The following is an 18,453-nucleotide window of genomic DNA, read 5'->3' on the forward strand; positions in this document are numbered from 1 at the left end:
GGCTCTGTTGCAAAAATCGTGAAGCTTGAGCATGCTTGGCGGAGATTGGACGGACGGAACGATGACGGATTTCAAGTGGCGCCATTTCCAGGGTGATGTGATCCTGTGGGCGGTGCGCTGGTATTGTCGCTATCCGATCAGCTATCGCGACCTTGAGGAAATGCTGGCGGAACGCGGCATTTCGGTCGACCATACGACGATCTATCGCTGGGTCCAGTGCTACGCCCCGGAGATGGAGAAGCGGCTGCGCTGGTTCTGGCGGCGTGGCTTTGATCCGAGCTGGCGCCTGGATGAAACCTACGTCAAGGTGCGGGGCAAGTGGACCTACCTGTACCGGGCAGTCGACAAGCGGGGCGACACGATCGATTTCTACCTGTCGCCGACCCGCAGCGCCAAGGCAGCGAAGCGGTTCCTGGGCAAGGCCCTGCGAGGCCTGAAGCACTGGGAAAAGCCTGCCACGCTCAATACCGACAAAGCGCCGAGCTATGGTGCAGCGATCACCGAATTGAAGCGCGAAGGAAAGCTGGACCGGGAGACGGCCCACCGGCAGGTGAAGTATCTCAATAACGTGATCGAGGCCGATCACGGAAAGCTCAAGATACTGATCAAGCCGGTGCGCGGTTTCAAATCGATCCCCACGGCCTATGCCACGATCAAGGGATTCGAAGTCATGCGAGCCCTGCGCAAAGGACAGGCTCGCCCCTGGTGCCTGCAGCCCGGCATCAGGGGCGAGGTGCGCCTTGTGGAGAGAGCTTTTGGCATTGGGCCCTCGGCGCTGACGGAGGCCATGGGCATGCTCAACCACCATTTCGCAGCAGCCGCCTGATCGGCGCAGAGCGACAGCCTACCTCTGACTGCCGCCAATCTTTGCAACAGAGCCCGTCACTACACGTTCAGCGAAAGCGACCTCTCCATCATCCGGCAGCGGCGCGGCCCGGCCAATCGGCTGGGCTTCGCGGTGCAGCTCTGCTACCTGCGCTTTCCCGGCGTCATCCTTGGCGCTGATGAGCCACCGTTCCCGCCATTGCTGAGACTGGTCGCCAACCAGCTCAAGGTCGGCATCGAAAGCTGGGACGAGTACGGGCAGCGTGAGCAGACCCGACGCGAGCACCTGGTCGAGCTGCAAACGGTGTTCGGCTTCCAGCCGTTCACGATTGGCCACTACCGGCAGGCTGTCCAGTTGCTGACCGAGCTGGCCATGCAAACCGACAAGGGCATCGTGCTGGCCAGAGCCTTGATCGAGCACCTGCGGCGGCAGTCGGTCATTGTGCCCGCCCTCAACGCCGTCGAGCGGGCGAGCGCCGAAGCGATTACCCGCGCCAACCGGCGTCTCTACGACGCCTTGGCTGAGCCGCTGACGGACGTGCATCGCCGTCGCCTCGACGATCTGCTCAAGCGCCGCGACAACGGCAAGACGACGTGGCTGGCCTGGCTGCGGCAATCCCCGGTCAAACCGAACTCGCGGCACATGCTGGAACACATCGAACGCCTCAAGGCGTGGCAGGCGCTCGACCTGCCCTCCGGCATCGAGCGGCTGGTTCACCAGAACCGGCTGCTCAAGATCGCCCGCGAGGGCGGCCAGATGACGCCCGCCGACCTGGCGAAGTTCGAGCCGCAGCGGCGTTACGCGACCCTGGTGGCGCTCGCCATCGAGGGCATGGCCACCGTCACCGACGAAATCATCGACCTGCATGACCGCATCCTGGGCAAGCTGTTCAATGCCGCCAAGAACAAGCATCAGCAGCAGTTCCAGGCATCCGGCAAGGCGATCAATGCCAAGGTGCGGCTGTTCGGGCGCATCGGCCAGGCGCTGATCGAGGCCAAGCAAGCGGGCCGCGATCCGTTCGCCGCCATCGAGGCCGTCATGTCCTGGGATGCTTTCGCCGAGAGCGTCACCGAAGCGCAGCGGCTCGCGCAACCCGAGGACTTCGATTTCCTGCACCGCATCGGCGAGAGCTACGCCACGCTGCGCCGCTACGCGCCGGAATTTCTCGACGTGCTCAAGTTGCGGGCCGCGCCCGCCGCCAAGGACGTACTCGACGCCATCGAGGTGCTGCGCAGCATGAACAGCGACAACGCCCGCAAGGTGCCCACCGACGCGCCGACCGAGTTCATCAAGCCGCGCTGGCAGAAGCTGGTGATGACCGACACCGGCATCGACCGGCGCTACTACGAACTGTGCGCGCTGTCGGAGCTGAAGAACGCGCTGCGCTCCGGCGACATCTGGGTGCAAGGCTCGCGCCAGTTCAAGGACTTCGAGGACTACCTGGTGCCGCCCGCGAAATTCGCCAGCCTCAAGCAGGCCAGCGAATTGCCGCTGGCCGTGGCCACCGATTGCGACCAGTACCTGCATGACCGGCTGACGCTGCTGGAAACGCAGCTCGCCACCGTCAACCGCATGGCGCTGGCCAACGAGCTGCCGGACGCCATCATCACGGAGTCGGGCCTGAAGATCACGCCGCTCGATGCGGCGGTGCCCGATACCGCACAGGCCCTGATCGACCAGACGGCGATGATCCTACCGCACGTCAAGATCACCGAATTGCTGCTGGAGGTAGACGAATGGACGGGCTTCACCCGGCACTTCGCCCACCTGAAGTCAGGCGACCTGGCCAAGGACAAAAACCTGTTGCTGACCACGATCCTCGCCGACGCGATCAACCTGGGCCTGACCAAGATGGCGGAATCGTGCCCCGGCACGACCTACGCCAAGCTGGCCTGGCTGCAAGCCTGGCACATCCGCGACGAAACCTACGGGGCGGCACTGGCCGAGCTGGTCAACGCGCAGTTCCGACATCCCTTCGCCGAGCATTGGGGCGACGGCACCACGTCATCGTCGGACGGCCAGAACTTCCGCACCGGCAGCAAGGCCGAGAGCACCGGCCACATCAATCCGAAATACGGCAGCAGCCCAGGGCGGACGTTCTACACCCATATCTCCGACCAGTACGCGCCGTTCCACACCAAGGTCGTGAACGTCGGCGTGCGCGACTCGACCTACGTGCTCGACGGCCTGCTGTATCACGAATCCGACCTGCGGATCGAGGAGCACTACACCGACACGGCAGGGTTCACGGACCACGTCTTCGCGTTGATGCACCTGCTGGGCTTCCGCTTCGCCCCGCGCATTCGTGACCTGGGCGACACCAAGCTCTACATCCCGAAGGGCGATGCCACCTACGAGGCGTTGAAACCGATGATCGGCGGCACGCTCAACATCAAGCACGTCCGCGCCCATTGGGATGAAATCCTGCGGATGGCCACCTCGATCAAGCAGGGCACGGCGACGGCCTCGCTGATGCTCAGGAAGCTTGGCAGCTACCCGCGCCAGAACGGCCTGGCCGTCGCCCTGCGTGAGCTGGGACGCATCGAGCGCACACTGTTCATCCTGGACTGGCTGCAAAGCGTCGAGCTGCGCCGCCGCGTGCATGCCGGGCTGAACAAAGGCGAGGCGCGCAACGCGCTGGCCCGCGCCGTGTTCTTCAACCGCCTGGGGGAAATCCGCGACCGCAGCTTCGAGCAGCAGCGCTACCGGGCCAGCGGCCTCAACCTGGTGACGGCGGCCATCGTGCTATGGAACACGGTCTATCTGGAGCGGGCCGCGAACGCCTTGCGTGGCCACGGTCAAGCCGTCGATGACGGCCTGTTGCAGTACCTGTCGCCGCTCGGCTGGGAGCACATCAACCTGACCGGCGATTACCTCTGGCGCAGCAGCGCCAAGATCGGCGCGGGCAAGTTCAGGCCGCTACGGCCGCTGCAACCGGCTTAGCGTGCTTTATTTTCCGTTTTCTGAGACGACCCCACCCACAGCGTGCGCTGCCATGCCCCAGGCTGAGTCGGCAATTGCCCTGATCGACTGCAACTCGTTCTACGCCAGTTGCGAGCGGGTGTTTCGCCCGGACCTGCTGCGTACGCCTATCGTCGTGCTGTCGAACAACGACGGCTGCGTGATCGCCCGCTCGGCCGAGGCCAAGGCGCTGGGCATCAAGATGGGTGAGCCGTATTTTCAGATCAGGCAAAAGCTTCGGCAGCACGGCATTTTTGCGTTCTCCAGCAACTACGCGCTTTATGGCGACATGAGTCAGCGGGTGATGACCATTCTCGAGGGGATGGCTCCGGTGCTTGAGGTGTACAGCATTGATGAAGCGTTCGCCGACCTGACCGGTATGCCTGGCAGTTTGGAGAGGTTGGGGCGGGAGATGCGTGCACGGGTGCTGCGCTGCACTGGCATCCCGGTGGGGGTGGGCATTGCCCAGACCAAGACCTTGGCCAAGCTGGCCAATCGTGCGGCGAAGCTATGGCAACGGCAGACCGGTGGGGTCGTGGACATCCGAAAGCCCGAAAAGCGCAACAGGCTCCTGCAGGTGATGGATGTCAGCGAGGTCTGGGGCATCGGCCGGCAGATGACCGCCCACCTGGCCGACATGAACATTCGTACTGCCTGGGATCTTGCCCAGGCTGACGCCTGGACACTGCGCAGCAAGTTCTCGGTAGTGGTGGAGAAGACGGCCCGTGAGCTGCGTGGCACATCCTGCCTGGCGCTCGAGGAGCAAGTACCGCCGAAGCAAGAGATCTGCTGCAGCCGGATGTTCGGCAAGCGTTTACATGAACTGCCGCCGATCCGCGAAGCGGTCGCCTCCTACACCGCTCGGGCTTGTGAAAAGCTGCGCGCGCAGCACTCCCTGTGCAAGAAGGTACGGATCAGCATTCGTACTGGCATGTTCAACCCGGACGAGCCGAAGTTCACCAAGGGCATTATCTGTGAGTTGCCCTATCCGACCGACGATACCCGACTGATAACCAAAGCCGCCTCCGCGGGGCTGGAACTGATCTTCCGGGCCGGCTTTGCATTCAGTAAGGCGGAGATCCTGTTGCTCGATCTGCGCCAGCGTGGCGAGTTCACTGATGACCTGTTCGTCGCGACACCGCCGATGGCTGCCGAGCGGGTGATGGGGGTGATGGATGCGATCAATGCACGATGGGGGCGTGGAACGATGCGACCTGCAGGGGTGCCGGCGAAACCGGACTGGGGCATGCGTCGGGAGATGATGAGCCCGAGCTATACGACGCGGATTGATCAGTTATGGACGGTAACGTAAGGGCTTGAGGCGGCTTACCCTGGAAGAGACAGGTGCCGGCCAAGAGCTGCCCGAGTGCGAACTGACTCGATCTAGTTGACTCAAGCGTTCACTGCCCCAGAGCAATCAGCGAGGCGTGGACTGACTGACGGCTGTTGCGGCTCTATGATGAAACCTGCCTGATATCCAACACGACCCAGACCTCATACCCTTTCTCCCGTGCTGTTTTCTCGGCCTCGAGTTGGGCAGCGAGAGTACTGATGGAACGGGAGCGGTGCTCGAAGCGGAATGGCGAACCACCGTTCTTACGCACGCTCAATTCAACGAGTGTGACGGTAGAGTGCTGTTTGGGTATGGGCTGCTTCGATTTCGAAGGCGCGAGGTCTAGGCCAAGCGCGCGCCGCATCTCGACTTCAGTGAGTTTTGCGTCAGTCAAGCGAGATCCCTAGAGCGATTGCCGGTGACGCCATTGTACCGAGAAGTCGTGCAGACATGGCCTGAGTTCGATGCTGGCGAGCCAATAACCTCATCTCTGCGATATGGCTACGAATCACCAAAGTAGTCATCGCGGGCGACTAGTCCGAATGGGCGCTCCTCGCAGGGCTGCTCATCGCTGAACAGATTCTGCGTGCGGCGCTCCTGCTTCAAAAACGCTAGTGCCGCGAAAAAGCAGCTTTCGCATAGATTGACTCGATAGCGTTCGCCATCATGCCCTGCGCCATAGCCCCAGAGCGCCTGAAGCGTCCCGAACTGCTCGCCGTACCCCGGCACCCTCGTACTGGTAGCGCATACATCGCAAATGGTGTCTTTATGGCTCTCTGTCACCGGGCAGACCTCATCTTCGTATTAAAAAGAGTAACCGAGGGCACTGCGCAACGGAGCGCCTTTTGCCAGTTTTCCAGCCCCGCTGCGTTAGCTCAAGCATGGTCTGGTGTGCCATGCCGGCGGTGGATATGGCAGGTCTTCGACAGATGCGGTTGGCGGTGGTTCGTCATGGTTGTCCGCTGCACGTTTCTTGCGTTGCGGGCGGCGACCACTCCATTCCCTCTTCGAGGATCGGATGGCTTTCACTAACGACGATCAACGGTTTGTTCCGATTCTCCAGCGCGAACATGGCGATGGAGCCTTCGACGTCCACCGCCGGCACCTCCCCCTGTGGGTCAAGCCTGCCAACCCAGACATATTGCCGGGTCTCCAAACATGCGAGGTAATACGAAATACCCATGCTTCCTCCGAATTTGAATCAAGTCTATTACTGTGCCAATCCGGAACGGGAGGCGGTACTGCCGCAAACATCAAATGTTATCGCCAGTGCATTTTTAACCCAGGTGCCGACGCTATTCTGCCCTAACCCAGCAGTCTGAAAGCGAAATTCTACAACTCGCTTGGTGCTCGAAACTGGGTCAATGAAATTCCGGCATGTGGGTGGAAAATGCACAGGCGGCAACACGCATGCTGCAACGTCCTCTCGGTCTCCCTCCGCGACGTGTGCTTCTTGTTTTTTTACCTCATTTGAGGAAGAATAACCGGAAGTCACCGTTGTGTTAGGAGTCCTCAGATGCAGGCTTGCCAGGTATTCAGTGATCAGGATGAAATCGCCGCCCGTCTTGAACAGTTGAGTCTGGAGCGCGAGCCACTGCGTGAGGCTATCAATCAAGCTCACCTACAGCGGGTTCGCCTGACTCCTAACCATCCCAGCATTTTTCCCGGCCTTGAAATGTGGGGCTGGTTGGTAGGAGCGGTGCGCGATCAGCTGCGCCCACTAGGGTGGGTCGCGCATGAACAGTCGAACTACCCTCTTACCGTTCACTCGGCGCTCAATCTCGCGATTGCTGTCGCATCGGGAGATAGCTATGTTGGAAATCTGCTGGGGATGCCGAGCAGCCGATCCAGGAAGGGTAAAAATACAGTTGATGCTGTTGAGCGGAACTGCCAGTTCGACATGTTTGATGACTTGCTGCCCGATCCGGAGGAGCTGCCTGAATCAGGCCCTCATGAGACCTGGATCCTGCTCCACCACACCGACACGGTGAAGAAGGAAATCCGCATCGAGCTCTCACGTCCATCGGGAATGGGTAAAGGCGGCAAGATCAATTTCTGGTCTGAACGCATCATGCTTGGCACCCTTGCTCTTGATGATGATTTCTTTGAGGTTACCTCCCCAGGCGGTCCGGATATCGACATCGAAATTCGCCGTAAAAGCTCGTGATAGATCATGTTTAATCCACAACGATTTGCGCTCGCCCGTCGCCGGCGAGGTATGAAAAAGCGTGAGCTTGCCACTCATATAGGAGTAACGGAGCGATCAGTCTCCGGCTACGAGAGTGGCACGCAGGAGCCTGAGCCTGGAACCCTGGCAAAAATCGCTAAAACGCTTCGGTTCCCCGAAGCGTTTTTCTTTGGTGATGATCCTGAGGTGCCAACGCCGGATGTTGCCAGTTTCCGGTCGCTCTCAAAGATGACTGCTGGCCTTAGGGATTCAGCTCTCGGTGCAGGCGCAATTGCGCTCCTGCTGAATGACTGGATCGAGCAACGTTTCGATTTGCCAGAGCCAGATCTTCCGGACCTGGGGTCCGAACGCGCTGCACTGACGAATTTTGAGGCGCTCGATAAGCTGGCACTATCACGCAGTGCCCAAGCGCCAGAGGCCGCTGCGGAGATGCTGAGGGCACACTGGGGTTTAGGTGAGCAGCCGGTTAAGAACATGATTGCGCTTCTTGAGTCGAAAGGCGTTCGTGTCTACTCACTTGCAATTGATGCAAAGGAGGTCGACGCGTTCTCGATGTGGAGTGGCGGCCGCCCATTTATGTTCTTGAATACCTTTAAGTCGGCCGAGCGTTGCCGCTTTGACGCAGCTCATGAATTAGGACATTTGGTTATGCACCAGCATGCCCACCCACAAGGACCTGATTTAGAGCGTGAGGCGAATGCCTTTGCGTCGGCTTTTCTAATGCCACGTGCAAGCGTTCTAGCAATGGCTCCACGTTCGATCACTATCAAAAGCCTCATCAAATACAAGAAGCTCTGGTCCGTTTCTGTGGCAGCCTTAAATTACCGGCTTCATAGCCTGGGGCTTTCCACGGAGTGGACTTACCGAACGCTGTGTATTCAGATTGCTCAAGAGGGCTATCGCACCGAAGAGCCGGAATCTATTGCTCATGAGCGGTCAGTGATCCTGGAGAAGATTTTCGCCGCGTTACGTGCAGATGGGGTTGGGAAAGCTGGCGTCGCGGGAGAACTGGCAATCAGTCCTGAGGAGATCAATGAATTGACGTTCGGATTGATGTTGAACGTGTTGAAGGGGCAGAGCGCTAACCCATCCGACTCTGGTGGGAAATCAGGTGCCCATCTTCGTTTGGTCAAGGGGTGAAGGGATGCCGCCGATGTCGCTTGGTCGGACTCGGCCAGCAACGGAAATCTGCCTGACAGAGCGTTAAGGAGCAAGCGTGTTGACGGTGTGTATGCGCGCTGACTGCTCCAACGCCATGCGCATCCATTTCGGCATTTTGCAGGCCATTAATGTGGTTAGGTCTTCAGGCCTGAGCACCTTCTTGATCGCGGCAATGCATTCCGGGGTCGAGCCGTCTTTACCGAGATAAAATAGTGCGCTGATAGCCGCCCCTACCTCGGTCCCGGCACGCTGCATGACCATTGGTGCCGCATGTACCAACCGGACCTCACCCTTACCTATAAAAAATGATCGGCTGGGTCCGCTGGTGTAATAGATCGGAATGAGCGGCATCTGGGTGCTCAGTCCAAACAACCTGACCGCATGAGCGCCATGAATCTGTAGAACATGGCGGTTCTGCCTAGCGATCAAGCTCACTACTTCCCATACATTTGGGCGAACCCGTGCAACGTATCGACTGGATTTCGGGCGCATGTAAATTCCTCGATGCACCCGTTCAAGTTCGCCTTGGCTGACCAGCCGAGCTACCGCCTTGGATATGGCGCCACGCGCTCCAAGCTCCGCAAAGCGGCTGATGCAGAAGGGTTGCCCTTTGGGTAAGCGCTTGACCCGTTGCGCAATGCGGGTGGATACCGACAGAGCAAAATCAGTGCTGGACATTGCGGCTCTCATTTCTATCGCGTGAAGTCCAATGACGAGCTGAACAGCGGCTGATGGAAAGCGATCACCCGCCGTCGATATTCATCATCCGGTGCATCGCTCAACAGGCACTCTTCAAGGCGCCCCAACGAGAGTATCTGGTCGGCCGACGGGTAGTGCCTGAGCAGGCTTTTCGCATAGCTGCGGATATCCTGAGGCAGCTCAGTGTTACGGGCGAGTTCTCGCAGGAACTCTTCGGTCTTGATGACGCTGCGGGTTCTTTCGTGAGGAAGGGTCAATGCGGCTATCTCCTGATTCAGTCAAGCACGTCTGCCGACGCTTGAATTCTGTCCTCCATACAAGCATCAAAAGCAAGCCAGCAACTGTTGCCGGTAGTGCTTGGAAAAGCTGACCAGATGGTTTGGCTCAGCGGCAGAGCCCCCCAGGGATAAGGTGCATGTAGCACCTGCCCCAATTACCTGCGCAATGCCACTTCCATTACTGTCATCCACGACATCGATATTGCCAGCAGCCCCAATCCAGCCAGATATTGAACCTGAAGTGGAGGCTGGCATCCCTACCTCGTTCAGCACTGCCAGGTCATCCGGTAGATCATCTGCAATTCTCTCAGCCAAGCACTGCAGTGTCGGCTCCGCTAACATGAACAGCCACGCCTGATTATCGGGCTCGCCTGTGCGCCGAAGCACTCGCCCCAGCACTTGTCGGTAATGCAGCTCAGTGCGGATGCGACTGAGGTAGCAGCACACCTGGAGTCGAGGAATGTCCGTGCCTTCGCTGATCATTCCAACTGCGATAATCCAACGGCAGGCGCTGTGTCTGAACGCATTGATAACCTGCTGCGCAGCCGGGGTTTTGTTGGTCACGATGCGGCAACCTTCACCCAGGGTTTCCAGGGCTAAGGCAATTTGCTGGGCGTGCTCGATGTCGGTGGCAACCACCAAGCCTGCCGCATCAGGCTTGATCAGGCGAAGCTCATCCAGCTTGCTGCACCCGAGACCGAGTAACTGATCAATCACCTCGTCATGACGCAACAGCTCTTCGTAGGTGACAGGGGACTCCCCCAATAGTTTGGCAATGCTGGGAAACATCCTGACAGTGCTCTCTGTGTCCAGCTCCTCGGTAAGTTTCACCTTCTGGTTGTCGAGCAGGACAATGCGAGGGGAGCGGCACACACCATCAGCAATGGCCTCTTTCAATCCGTAGCGGTAGTCGCAGATCAGGTGCCCCTCGGGCGTCGAGTAGCGGGCCAGGGCAATGGCCCTATCGTCCGAACGCCATGGGGTGCCGGAGAGGGCCAGGGTGAAGGTGGCCCTGTCCTGTACCCGCTGAAGAATCTGTTGGCCCCAGGTGTTGCTCAGGAGTACATCGTGGCCGGCGCAGTGGTGGATCTCGTCAAAAACCGCGAATACACGGTAGTCATCGAGGAGTCGCCAGAACGCCTCATCTCGGTATTCCATGGCTTGATAGGTGAACGCTGCCCCAACTGCGCCGAGTTGGCCATCCAAGCGTCTGCCGAGCACCGCAGCAAAGGACGAGCGAAAGCCCTCGACAACTTGGCAGGATGGTGCGAAGCAGAGCACCAGATCGATCCGGTCCTGCTCAAGCAGCCTGCTGGCCAGCTCTGCCGCCATACGCGTCTTACCGGCACCCGGCGTTGCCTGGCAGAAGAAGTGCGGCGTGGCAGTAAAGTGCTCCAGTGCCGCGTCGATGCAGCGGCGTTGCCAGTTTCGCAGCAGTGTGGTCATCGTGCGGAGGCAAGCGTCTTGAGTGTCTTCTCGATGGCGCGAAGATGGCCCAGCAGGCGCGAGCTTCGGTCTCTAGCTTCTAGGTACTCGCCTTCGACCTTATCCCGGAGATGCGGCATATCATCGAGGAGCAGCTTGTATCGCTCCGCCTCGCCCATCGATGCGAGGAAGTCCAGCCTGATTTCCTTGAGGAGCGCCTCCAGGTGCTGATCCGCATCGACTGATGGTTGCGGCACCGCCGCATTATCGAACGCTGACGGCTCCTGCTCTGGCTCACAAGCAGTCTTATGGCTGTTCTCGAACCCGTTGTCGATCAGCTCCAATTGCAGATGTGCCGGAATCGGCTGCAAGTGGTAGACCTGTCCCCGCGAACGGCGCTCTTCATCGAGCACAACCCAACCCATGCGCAGCATTCGGCGGATCTGCTCATACACATAGCGGCGCACATCACCGATACGGAAAGTCATGCCATCCAGGCGCTTGGCATAGGCATCACGCAGTTCACGCGTCGTGAACCTTGAACGCCCTTCCTCCTGAAGCAGCTCATACAGACGCCTGTCGAAGGTAAACGAGGCCGATTTCATTGAGGCACCAGAAGAGTTAACGCAGAGGAAATGCGGATTATAATCCGTGGCTCCTACGTCCGCAAACACACGATAGTGCCGCCTCAACTGGAATTGAGACGGTCATGGATAAGTTGGCGAAGGCGTTAGGGGAACGCATCCGGACGCAGAGAAAGGCCTGTCGGATTTCTCAGGATGCTCTAGCGCTGGCCTGCAGTATGGACCGTAGCTATATGGGGCGAATCGAGCGTGGCGAAGTAAACATCACCGTCGAGAAGCTCTATCGCATTGCAAGCGAGCTCGCTTGCGATCCATCCTGCCTTCTGCCTCAGTTGTCAGAGCTGTAGCTCCGCATCTGATCGAGAGCGGTGTTCAAGAAGGCCTGACCAGTCCGGGCCGAACTTCGCTCTCGGATGGCCCCTGCAACTGCAGACAACACTTGGAGGTCTGCGGCTTTTTCGCATTAAAGAAGCGCCTTCCTTTATCATCCCCCGGCATCGTGTAGTGGTTGATTTCCCGGTCACTGGCTCAGGGCGCTCGGCTGTCGCCGCCGATGGCATTAGGCATACGCCAATTCTGCTGAACAGAGCTGAGTTGCCGATGCTGACGCCAAGCCGACAGAGCAACATGTGCCGGCCAGGGGATGTAGCCATTACCCAAAATTTTTGCGGCCAAAGTCGCCGCCTTCGCGCATCAGCGATCTGGACAGTGGTAAACCATGAATGCAGTAGAAATTGAGTCCGCCATATCGGACCTGGCTCTTGAGCCCTTTGACGCGGCAGAATTCCCGTTCTCCTTCATGGCTGCATTTGGCAGAAAAGACGCAGAGATCAAGCGTCTACGCGCTGGCAACAACAACGCTTCGGACGTACCCGGCGGCGTACTACTGCGCAATAACATTCATATCGCCGCCTGCGAGCCCGGCACCGTGGGCGAAACGCTCAAGGCGCTGCGCACCAGCTCGGCCACCACAAAAGCCAAGGCCAAGTTCATCCTTGCCACCGACGGGCAAACGCTGGAGGCCGAAGAGCTGATCACGGGTGAAACCATCACCTGCGACTACCCGGACTTTCCCAACCATTTCGGTTTCCTGCTGCCGCTGGCCGGCATCTCCACCATCAAGGAGATCAAGGACAACCCCATCGACGTGCGCGCCACCAGCCGCCTAAACAAGCTTTACGTCGAGCTGCTTAACGAGAATCCGGACTGGGCCAAAGCCGAACGCCGCGCTGACATGAACCACTTTATGGCGCGCTTGGTATTCTGCTTCTTTGCCGAAGACACCGACATATTCAGAGGCGAAAGCCTGTTCACACGCACTATGGAGCGTTACAGCGAGCGCGACGGCTCCAATACCCATCAGGTGCTGTCGGAAATTTTCCGCGCAATGAACATCAAGGACGCCGAGCGCACCATCACACAGCCTCGGCTTCCTGGTTGGGCCAATAGCTTTCCCTATGTGAATGGTGGTCTGTTCTCAGGCAGCACCGAGGTGCCACGCTTTACGCGTATGGCTCGCACATATTTGCTGCACGCAGGTAACCTGAACTGGAAAAAAATCAATCCAGATATTTTCGGTAGCATGATCCAGGCAGTTGCCGATGATGAAGAACGTGGCGCACTGGGAATGCACTACACCAGCGTGCCCAATATCCTCAAGGTGCTGAATCCGCTGTTTCTGGATGATCTGCGAGCGCAACTGGAAGCAGCCGGTGACAATAAAGCCAAGCTGCTCAACCTACGCAAGCGTTTGGCACATATTCGCGTATTTGATCCGGCCTGCGGCTCCGGCAACTTCTTGGTTATCGCCTACAAGCAGATGCGCGAGATCGAGGCAGAAATCAATCGTCGGCGGGGCGAGGCTCACAATAAGTCGGAAATACCGCTGACCAACTTCCGAGGCATTGAATTACGCGATTTTCCGGCAGAGATTGCCCGCTTGGCGCTAATCATCGCCGAGTTTCAGTGCGACGTGCTGTATCGCGGCCAGCAGGATGCACTGGCAGAGTTTTTACCGCTGGACACGCAAAACTGGATTGTGTGCGGCAACGCGCTTCGGCTGGATTGGCTAAGCATCTGCCCACCAACCGGGACAGGGGTAAAAGTGGTGGCCGATGACTTGTTCGGAACGCCACTCAACCAGACGGAAATCGATTTCGCCAACGAAGGTGGTGAGACGTATATCTGCGGCAACCCCCCATATCTTGGAAGTCAGTGGCGCGATGAAGCCCAACAGAGCGACATGGATGCCGTTTTCTCTAAAGAAACCAAGAGCTACAAGGATCTTGACTATGTGGCAGCCTGGTATTTAAAGGCTGCTCAGTACTGCGCTGAGCAAGACGCAGACTTTGCGCTAGTAGCGACGAAAACAATTTGCCAAGGCATTCAGGTGGCTATGTTATGGCCGCTAATTCTGGATCGAGGACTGTCAATATTCTTTGCCCACCGGCCATTTACATGGGGGAACTTGGCAAAAGATAAAGCTGGTGTGACATGTGTCATTGTTGGCGTTTCCAAAAGAAGAAGGCAATTTCAACGACTGTTCGACGGGGATACCCTTAAAGAGGTCAGCAATATTGGGCCCTACCTAATTGGCATGCCCAATGTCATCGTGGAAAAACGCCCACGACGTCCTGATGACTTACCAACCATGGACTACGGCAACAAACCATCAGATGGCGGAAACCTGATCTTTGAGGGCAAGGAAGAAATCCAGAACATCCTCCAAGAGTATCCGGAAGCATCTCCCCTTATCCGGCGTTACATGGGCTCACAAGAATTTGTTCGATCGACTGCGCGTCATTGCTTATGGATTGAATCCGAAACGTTGCAGTTAGCTGAGTTAATCCCGCCTATCAAAATGCGCTTTGATCTAGTCAGAAAGGTGCGTAGTGCCAGTAAGGGTAAACAGTCAAATGACAACGCAAATACACCACACCGCTTTGTCTATACACCCCATAAAGATGGCGTAGCCCTGATTGTTCCTCGTGTCACTTCAGAGAACAGGCCTTATTTGCCTTGCGGTTTTGTCGATGGAGGCACGGTCGTAGCTGATACAGCTGCAGTCATTTATGAGGCCCCGATCTGGTGCTTAGCACTAGTTGCAAGCCGATTGCACCAGCAATGGATTGCAACGGTTTGCGTTAGGCTACGAACAGACTACCGATACTCTAATACCCTAGGCTGGAACACCTTCCCAGTTCCACTGCTCACCGAACAGAACAAGGCCGATCTGACCCGTTGCGCCGAGGACATCCTGCTGGCTCGCGAAGCCCATTTCCCCGCCACCATTGCCGACTTGTACGATCCAGAAGCTATGCCTGACAACCTGCGCCACGCCCACGAGCGCAACGATGAAGTGTTGGAGCGCATCTACATCGGTCGGCGTTTTAGAAACGATACCGAACGACTGGAAAAGCTGTTTGACCTCTACACCAAGATGACAGCAGATACATCGAAGGTGGCGCCGAAAAAGCCACGAGGGAAAAAGGCATGAGCAATACCCCTGCTAGCCTGACCACGCCCCCCGAAAGCTACGGCGAGTGGTTAGGTGATCTCAAAGCCCGCATCCGAAATGCCCAGGCGACGGCACTCTCATGGAGGAAGAATCACAGTGACTAACACTACCAACCCGACCAACAGCTACACAGTGCCGTCGGTATCCATTGCTACCGCGCATACTGGGGCATCCAGCAAGGCCAATGAGCTGGGCATGCGTACCATGCAGGAACGCGCCTATACCAAGCGCGGCGAACAGTATCTGCTGATCAAATCGCCACCGGCATCAGGCAAGTCCCGCGCCCTGATGTTTATCGCTCTGGACAAGCTCCACAACCAGGGACTGCAGCAGGCCATAGTCGTAGTGCCGGAACGTTCCATTGGCGGCAGCTTTGCCGATGAGCCTCTGAGCCAACATGGCTTCTACTGGGACTGGCAAGTAGCCCCACAGTGGAACCTGTGCAATGCCCCAGGCATCGATGAGCCGCGTGTGGCCAAGTCCAAGGTAGATGCAGTGCGCGCCTTCCTGAACAGCAGCGACAAGGTGCTGGTCTGCACCCATGCCACCTTCCGCTTTGCCGTGGAAGAGTTGGGCATTGACGCCTTCGACAACCGCCTGATTGCCATCGACGAGTTCCACCACGTTTCCGCCAACCCGGACAACAAATTGGGTAGCCAACTGAGCGCGTTTATCAACCGCGACAAGGTGCATCTGGTTGCCATGACCGGCTCCTACTTCCGTGGTGACAGCGAGGCCGTGCTGGCCCCGTCGGAAGAGAACAAATTTGAGACAGTCACCTACACCTACTACGAGCAGCTCAACGGCTACCGCTGGCTCAAGTCGCTGGATATTGGCTACTTCTTCTACACCGGCCGGTACGTGGATGCGGTCGCCAAGGTGCTGGACCCGGCACTGAAAACCATCGTCCACATTCCAAACGTAAATGCCCGCGAGAGCCTCAAGGACAAAGAGCGCGAGGTCAACGAGATCATGAGCGCGCTCGGCGATTGGCAAGGTGTAGACCCGACCACCGGCTTTCACCTGATCAAAGCCAAGGACGGCCGCACGCTGAAAGTGGCCGACCTGGTGGATGACAGCGACCCAGGCAAACGCTCCAAAGTGCTCGGCGCATTGAAAGACCCGGCGCAGAAAAACAACCGCGACAACGTCGATGTGATCATCGCTCTGGGCATGGCGAAGGAGGGCTTTGACTGGATCTGGTGCGAGCATGCGCTGACCATCGGCTACCGTTCGAGCCTGACCGAAATCGTGCAGATCATTGGCCGTGCCACCCGCGATGCAGAAGGTAAAGAGCGCTCACGCTTCACCAACCTGATCGCAGAGCCAATGGCTGATCAAGCAGCTGTAGCCGAAGCGGTAAACGATATGCTCAAGGCCATTTCTGCCAGCCTGCTGATGGAACAGGTGCTCGCCCCGCGCTATGAGTTCACCCCGAAAGATACCGGGCCGAAAGAAGGCTTCAATTATGGCCCGGAGGGGTATCAACCGGGCGGCACCAACCTGGGTGTGAATGAAACCACGGGCCAGTTCCATGTCGAGATTAACGGCCTGACCACGCCGCAAAGCACAGAAGCCACGCGCATCTGCAAAGAAGACTTGAACGAAGTAGTGACCAGCTTCCTGCAGGACAAAACCGTGCTGGAGCGCGGCCTGTTCGATAAGGAGAACACCCTGCCGGAAGAGCTGACTCAACTGCGCATGGGCAAGATCGTGCGCGAGCGGTACCCCGATTTGAGCGACGTCGACCAGGAAGCCATCCGCCAGCACGCCATCGCCGCCATGAACATTACCCAGCAGGCCAAGTTGGCTCTGGCGCAGGCAGATGCAAACGGTAGCGACAACGTGCAGGGCAGCACAGCACTGCTTGATGGCGTGCGCAAATTCGTTAACGTGCGCGAGCTGGACATTGACCTGATCGACCGCATCAACCCCTTCGATGCCGCCTATGCGGTACTGGCGAAGGCAATGGATGAAAAGTCTCTGCGCCAGGTTCAGGCCAGCATTGCCGCCAAGAAGGTGAGCATCCCCGAAGATGAGGCGCGAGAGCTGGCCAAGCGTGCCCTGCAGTTCAAGAACGAGCGCGGCCGCCTGCCCGACATCAACTCTGCCGATGCCTGGGAAAAACGCTTGGCTGAAGGCGTAGCAGCATTGGCACGCTACCGCGCCCAAGCCAAAGCGGCGCAGGGGGAATCCGCCAATGGCTGATATGAACGATGACGACCTGCTGGAGGCGCTGGGGGTAGAAGTCCCCACGCTCAAGACAGCCACTCGAACTCCTCGCGAAGAGCGCATCATCGCTGGTTTCGAGGACATTCAGCGCTTCTATCAGACCCACGGCCGCGCTCCGCTGCATGGCGAAGACCGCGACATTTTTGAGCGCTTGTATGCCGTGCGCCTGGATCAACTGCGCAAACTGCCAGAGGCACAAACCCTACTGGCCGGTCTGGATACTCACGGCCTACTGTCAGGTACTGCGGTCACCACGACTAATGTGGATGACCTGGATGAGGACGCCTTGCTCGCCGAGCTGGGCATCGGTAGTGAGTCCGTCGAGCAGGACGACATAACGGTACTGAGGCATGTGCGTTCCAGTGCGGCAATAAAAGCGGCTGAAGAGATGGCCGCTCGGAACCCCTGTAAAGACTTCGAGAATTTCAAGCCGCTGTTTGATGAAGTGGAAGTAGGCCTCAAGCAAAAGCGCTGGGTGACCAAGCCTTTTGGCAAGAACGCCAGCATTGAGGCTGGAGACTTCTTCATTCTGAGCGGGCTCATTGCCTACGTCGCCGAAGTCGGGGACACCTACAAAACGCCGAATGCGGAGACGAACGGGCGTTTGCGCGTCATCTACTCCAATGAGACGGAAAGTGATCTGTTGCTACGATCCCTACAGCGGGCGCTTTACAAGGACAGTGAGGGGCGTGCCGGATCTCGGCTGATCAAGGTCGACTCAGGCCCACTGTTCAGCGACATCGCCGAGCCGGACGACATAGAAAGCGGCACTATCTATGTGCTGCGCAGCCAGTCTAACCACCCCTTCGTGGCCGAGCACCGCGAGCTGATCCACAAGATCGGCGTAACCGGAGGCCGAGTGGAAACCCGCATCGCAGGCGCAGACAAAGACGCCACCTACCTGCTGGCTGATGTGGAGGTGGTCGCTACTTACAAGCTGCACAACCTGAACCGCACCCGGCTGGAAAACATCTTCCACCGCCTGTTCGGCGCGGCGCAGCTGGACTTGACCATCGAAGACCGCTTCGGCCATCCGGTCAAACCTAGGGAGTGGTTTCTGGTGCCGCTGCATGTGATTGATGAGGCGGTTGAGCGCATTCGAGATGGGTCGATTACCGGTTTTGCGTATGACCCGCAAACAGCTCGCCTAGTCAGCGAAGGGGCAATTAAAGCGTGATGGTCATATCCGGGAGAAAGCAAGTCTTCTCTCCTGGATGCCCCCTTGGATTGCACACCAAGCGTGTGCCCA

15 protein-coding genes are annotated in these 18,453 nt (G+C 58.2%); 9 read left to right on the forward strand and 6 right to left on the reverse strand.

Annotated features, from left to right (window positions below):
* Positions 1-61: 61 nt before the first annotated feature.
* From DBO85_RS02915 to DBO85_RS02925, 3 genes are read left to right on the forward strand one after another with little or no spacing between them, the layout of a single operon-like run.
* A complete protein-coding gene (locus tag DBO85_RS02915; protein WP_001389365.1) occupies positions 62-826 on the forward strand; it encodes an IS6-like element IS6100 family transposase in 765 nt (254 codons plus the stop codon).
* 24 nt (positions 827-850) lie between these two features.
* Positions 851-3,769, forward strand: a complete 2,919-nt coding sequence (locus DBO85_RS02920) for a Tn3-like element ISPa38 family transposase (RefSeq protein WP_049339758.1) — start codon at positions 851-853, stop codon at positions 3,767-3,769.
* A 52-nt stretch (positions 3,770-3,821) separates the two neighbouring features.
* On the forward strand, positions 3,822-5,099 hold the full coding sequence (locus DBO85_RS02925; protein WP_045428530.1) for a Y-family DNA polymerase: 1,278 nt from the start codon (positions 3,822-3,824) through the stop codon (positions 5,097-5,099).
* A 522-nt stretch (positions 5,100-5,621) separates the two neighbouring features.
* On the opposite strand, the gene DBO85_RS19375 is transcribed toward DBO85_RS02925, so the two are convergent.
* Together DBO85_RS19375 and DBO85_RS02940 are read right to left on the reverse strand one after the other, a co-directional pair.
* The gene (locus tag DBO85_RS19375) at positions 5,622-5,903 is read right to left on the reverse strand and encodes a hypothetical protein (protein WP_041106953.1); all 282 of its coding nucleotides are present in this window, start codon (positions 5,901-5,903) and stop codon (positions 5,622-5,624) included.
* 166 nt (positions 5,904-6,069) lie between these two features.
* Positions 6,070-6,303 (reverse strand): hypothetical protein, encoded by a 234-nt coding sequence (locus tag DBO85_RS02940; protein ID WP_031653269.1) that lies wholly within the window; start codon positions 6,301-6,303, stop codon positions 6,070-6,072.
* 333 nt (positions 6,304-6,636) lie between these two features.
* On the opposite strand from DBO85_RS02940, the gene DBO85_RS02945 reads away from it, so the two are divergent.
* A complete protein-coding gene (locus DBO85_RS02945) occupies positions 6,637-7,287 on the forward strand; it encodes a hypothetical protein (RefSeq protein WP_045428535.1) in 651 nt (216 codons plus the stop codon).
* 6 nt (positions 7,288-7,293) lie between these two features.
* A complete protein-coding gene (locus tag DBO85_RS02950; protein ID WP_062832659.1) occupies positions 7,294-8,448 on the forward strand; it encodes a helix-turn-helix domain-containing protein in 1,155 nt (384 codons plus the stop codon).
* A gap of 63 nt (positions 8,449-8,511) precedes the next feature.
* On the opposite strand, the gene DBO85_RS02955 is transcribed toward DBO85_RS02950, so the two are convergent.
* From DBO85_RS02955 to DBO85_RS02970, 4 genes are all read right to left on the reverse strand, one after another.
* Positions 8,512-9,147 carry an AbiEi antitoxin N-terminal domain-containing protein gene (locus DBO85_RS02955; RefSeq protein WP_079767685.1) on the reverse strand — a complete coding sequence of 212 codons (636 nt, stop codon included), beginning with the start codon at positions 9,145-9,147 and terminating at the stop codon, positions 8,512-8,514.
* Between the two features lie 14 nt (positions 9,148-9,161).
* Positions 9,162-9,425, reverse strand: a complete 264-nt coding sequence (locus DBO85_RS02960; protein WP_062832658.1) for a BPSL0761 family protein — start codon at positions 9,423-9,425, stop codon at positions 9,162-9,164.
* 66 nt (positions 9,426-9,491) lie between these two features.
* Entirely contained in the window at positions 9,492-10,892 is a 1,401-nt protein-coding gene (locus tag DBO85_RS02965) for a DEAD/DEAH box helicase (protein ID WP_062832657.1), read from the reverse strand.
* On the reverse strand, positions 10,889-11,476 hold the full coding sequence (locus tag DBO85_RS02970) for a hypothetical protein (protein ID WP_062832656.1): 588 nt from the start codon (positions 11,474-11,476) through the stop codon (positions 10,889-10,891). The genes DBO85_RS02965 and DBO85_RS02970 overlap by 4 nt, the downstream gene beginning before the upstream one ends.
* A gap of 104 nt (positions 11,477-11,580) precedes the next feature.
* Between DBO85_RS02970 and DBO85_RS02975 the strand changes: the two genes are divergently transcribed.
* The 4 genes from DBO85_RS02975 (at position 11,581) to DBO85_RS02990 (ending at position 18,381) form a co-directional block, all read left to right on the forward strand.
* Complete coding sequence (locus DBO85_RS02975) at positions 11,581-11,802, forward strand: helix-turn-helix domain-containing protein (RefSeq protein ID WP_041106964.1); 222 nt, start codon at positions 11,581-11,583, stop codon at positions 11,800-11,802.
* Positions 11,803-12,173: 371 nt separating this feature from the next.
* Complete coding sequence (locus tag DBO85_RS02980; RefSeq protein WP_062832655.1) at positions 12,174-14,951, forward strand: class I SAM-dependent DNA methyltransferase; 2,778 nt, start codon at positions 12,174-12,176, stop codon at positions 14,949-14,951.
* A gap of 117 nt (positions 14,952-15,068) precedes the next feature.
* Positions 15,069-17,180, forward strand: a complete 2,112-nt coding sequence (locus DBO85_RS02985) for a DEAD/DEAH box helicase (RefSeq protein ID WP_177429728.1) — start codon at positions 15,069-15,071, stop codon at positions 17,178-17,180.
* Positions 17,173-18,381: a GIY-YIG nuclease family protein gene (locus DBO85_RS02990; RefSeq protein ID WP_023082699.1), complete on the forward strand. Its 1,209-nt coding sequence runs from the start codon at positions 17,173-17,175 to the stop codon at positions 18,379-18,381. The genes DBO85_RS02985 and DBO85_RS02990 overlap by 8 nt, the downstream gene beginning before the upstream one ends.
* Positions 18,382-18,453 lie beyond the last annotated feature (72 nt).

Origin of the sequence: Pseudomonas mangrovi, from assembly GCF_003052585.1 — a bacterium.
Lineage (GTDB): Bacteria > Pseudomonadota > Gammaproteobacteria > Pseudomonadales > Pseudomonadaceae > Aquipseudomonas > Aquipseudomonas mangrovi.

Bases quoted from the DNA above. Each gene is read 5' to 3' on its own strand.
- DBO85_RS02990 (WP_023082699.1), top strand. From the start codon at position 17,173: ATGGCTGATATGAACGATGACGACCTGCTGGAGGCGCTGGGGGTAGAA.
- DBO85_RS02950 (WP_062832659.1), top strand. From the start codon at position 7,294: ATGTTTAATCCACAACGATTTGCGCTCGCCCGTCGCCGGCGAGGTATG.
- DBO85_RS02915 (WP_001389365.1), top strand. From the start codon at position 62: ATGACGGATTTCAAGTGGCGCCATTTCCAGGGTGATGTGATCCTGTGG.
- DBO85_RS02945 (WP_045428535.1), top strand. From the start codon at position 6,637: ATGCAGGCTTGCCAGGTATTCAGTGATCAGGATGAAATCGCCGCCCGT.
- DBO85_RS02955 (WP_079767685.1), bottom strand. From the start codon at position 9,147: ATGTCCAGCACTGATTTTGCTCTGTCGGTATCCACCCGCATTGCGCAA.
- DBO85_RS02925 (WP_045428530.1), top strand. From the start codon at position 3,822: ATGCCCCAGGCTGAGTCGGCAATTGCCCTGATCGACTGCAACTCGTTC.
- DBO85_RS02965 (WP_062832657.1), bottom strand. From the start codon at position 10,892: ATGACCACACTGCTGCGAAACTGGCAACGCCGCTGCATCGACGCGGCA.
- DBO85_RS02970 (WP_062832656.1), bottom strand. From the start codon at position 11,476: ATGAAATCGGCCTCGTTTACCTTCGACAGGCGTCTGTATGAGCTGCTT.
- DBO85_RS02975 (WP_041106964.1), top strand. From the start codon at position 11,581: ATGGATAAGTTGGCGAAGGCGTTAGGGGAACGCATCCGGACGCAGAGA.
- DBO85_RS02940 (WP_031653269.1), bottom strand. From the start codon at position 6,303: ATGGGTATTTCGTATTACCTCGCATGTTTGGAGACCCGGCAATATGTC.
- DBO85_RS02980 (WP_062832655.1), top strand. From the start codon at position 12,174: ATGAATGCAGTAGAAATTGAGTCCGCCATATCGGACCTGGCTCTTGAG.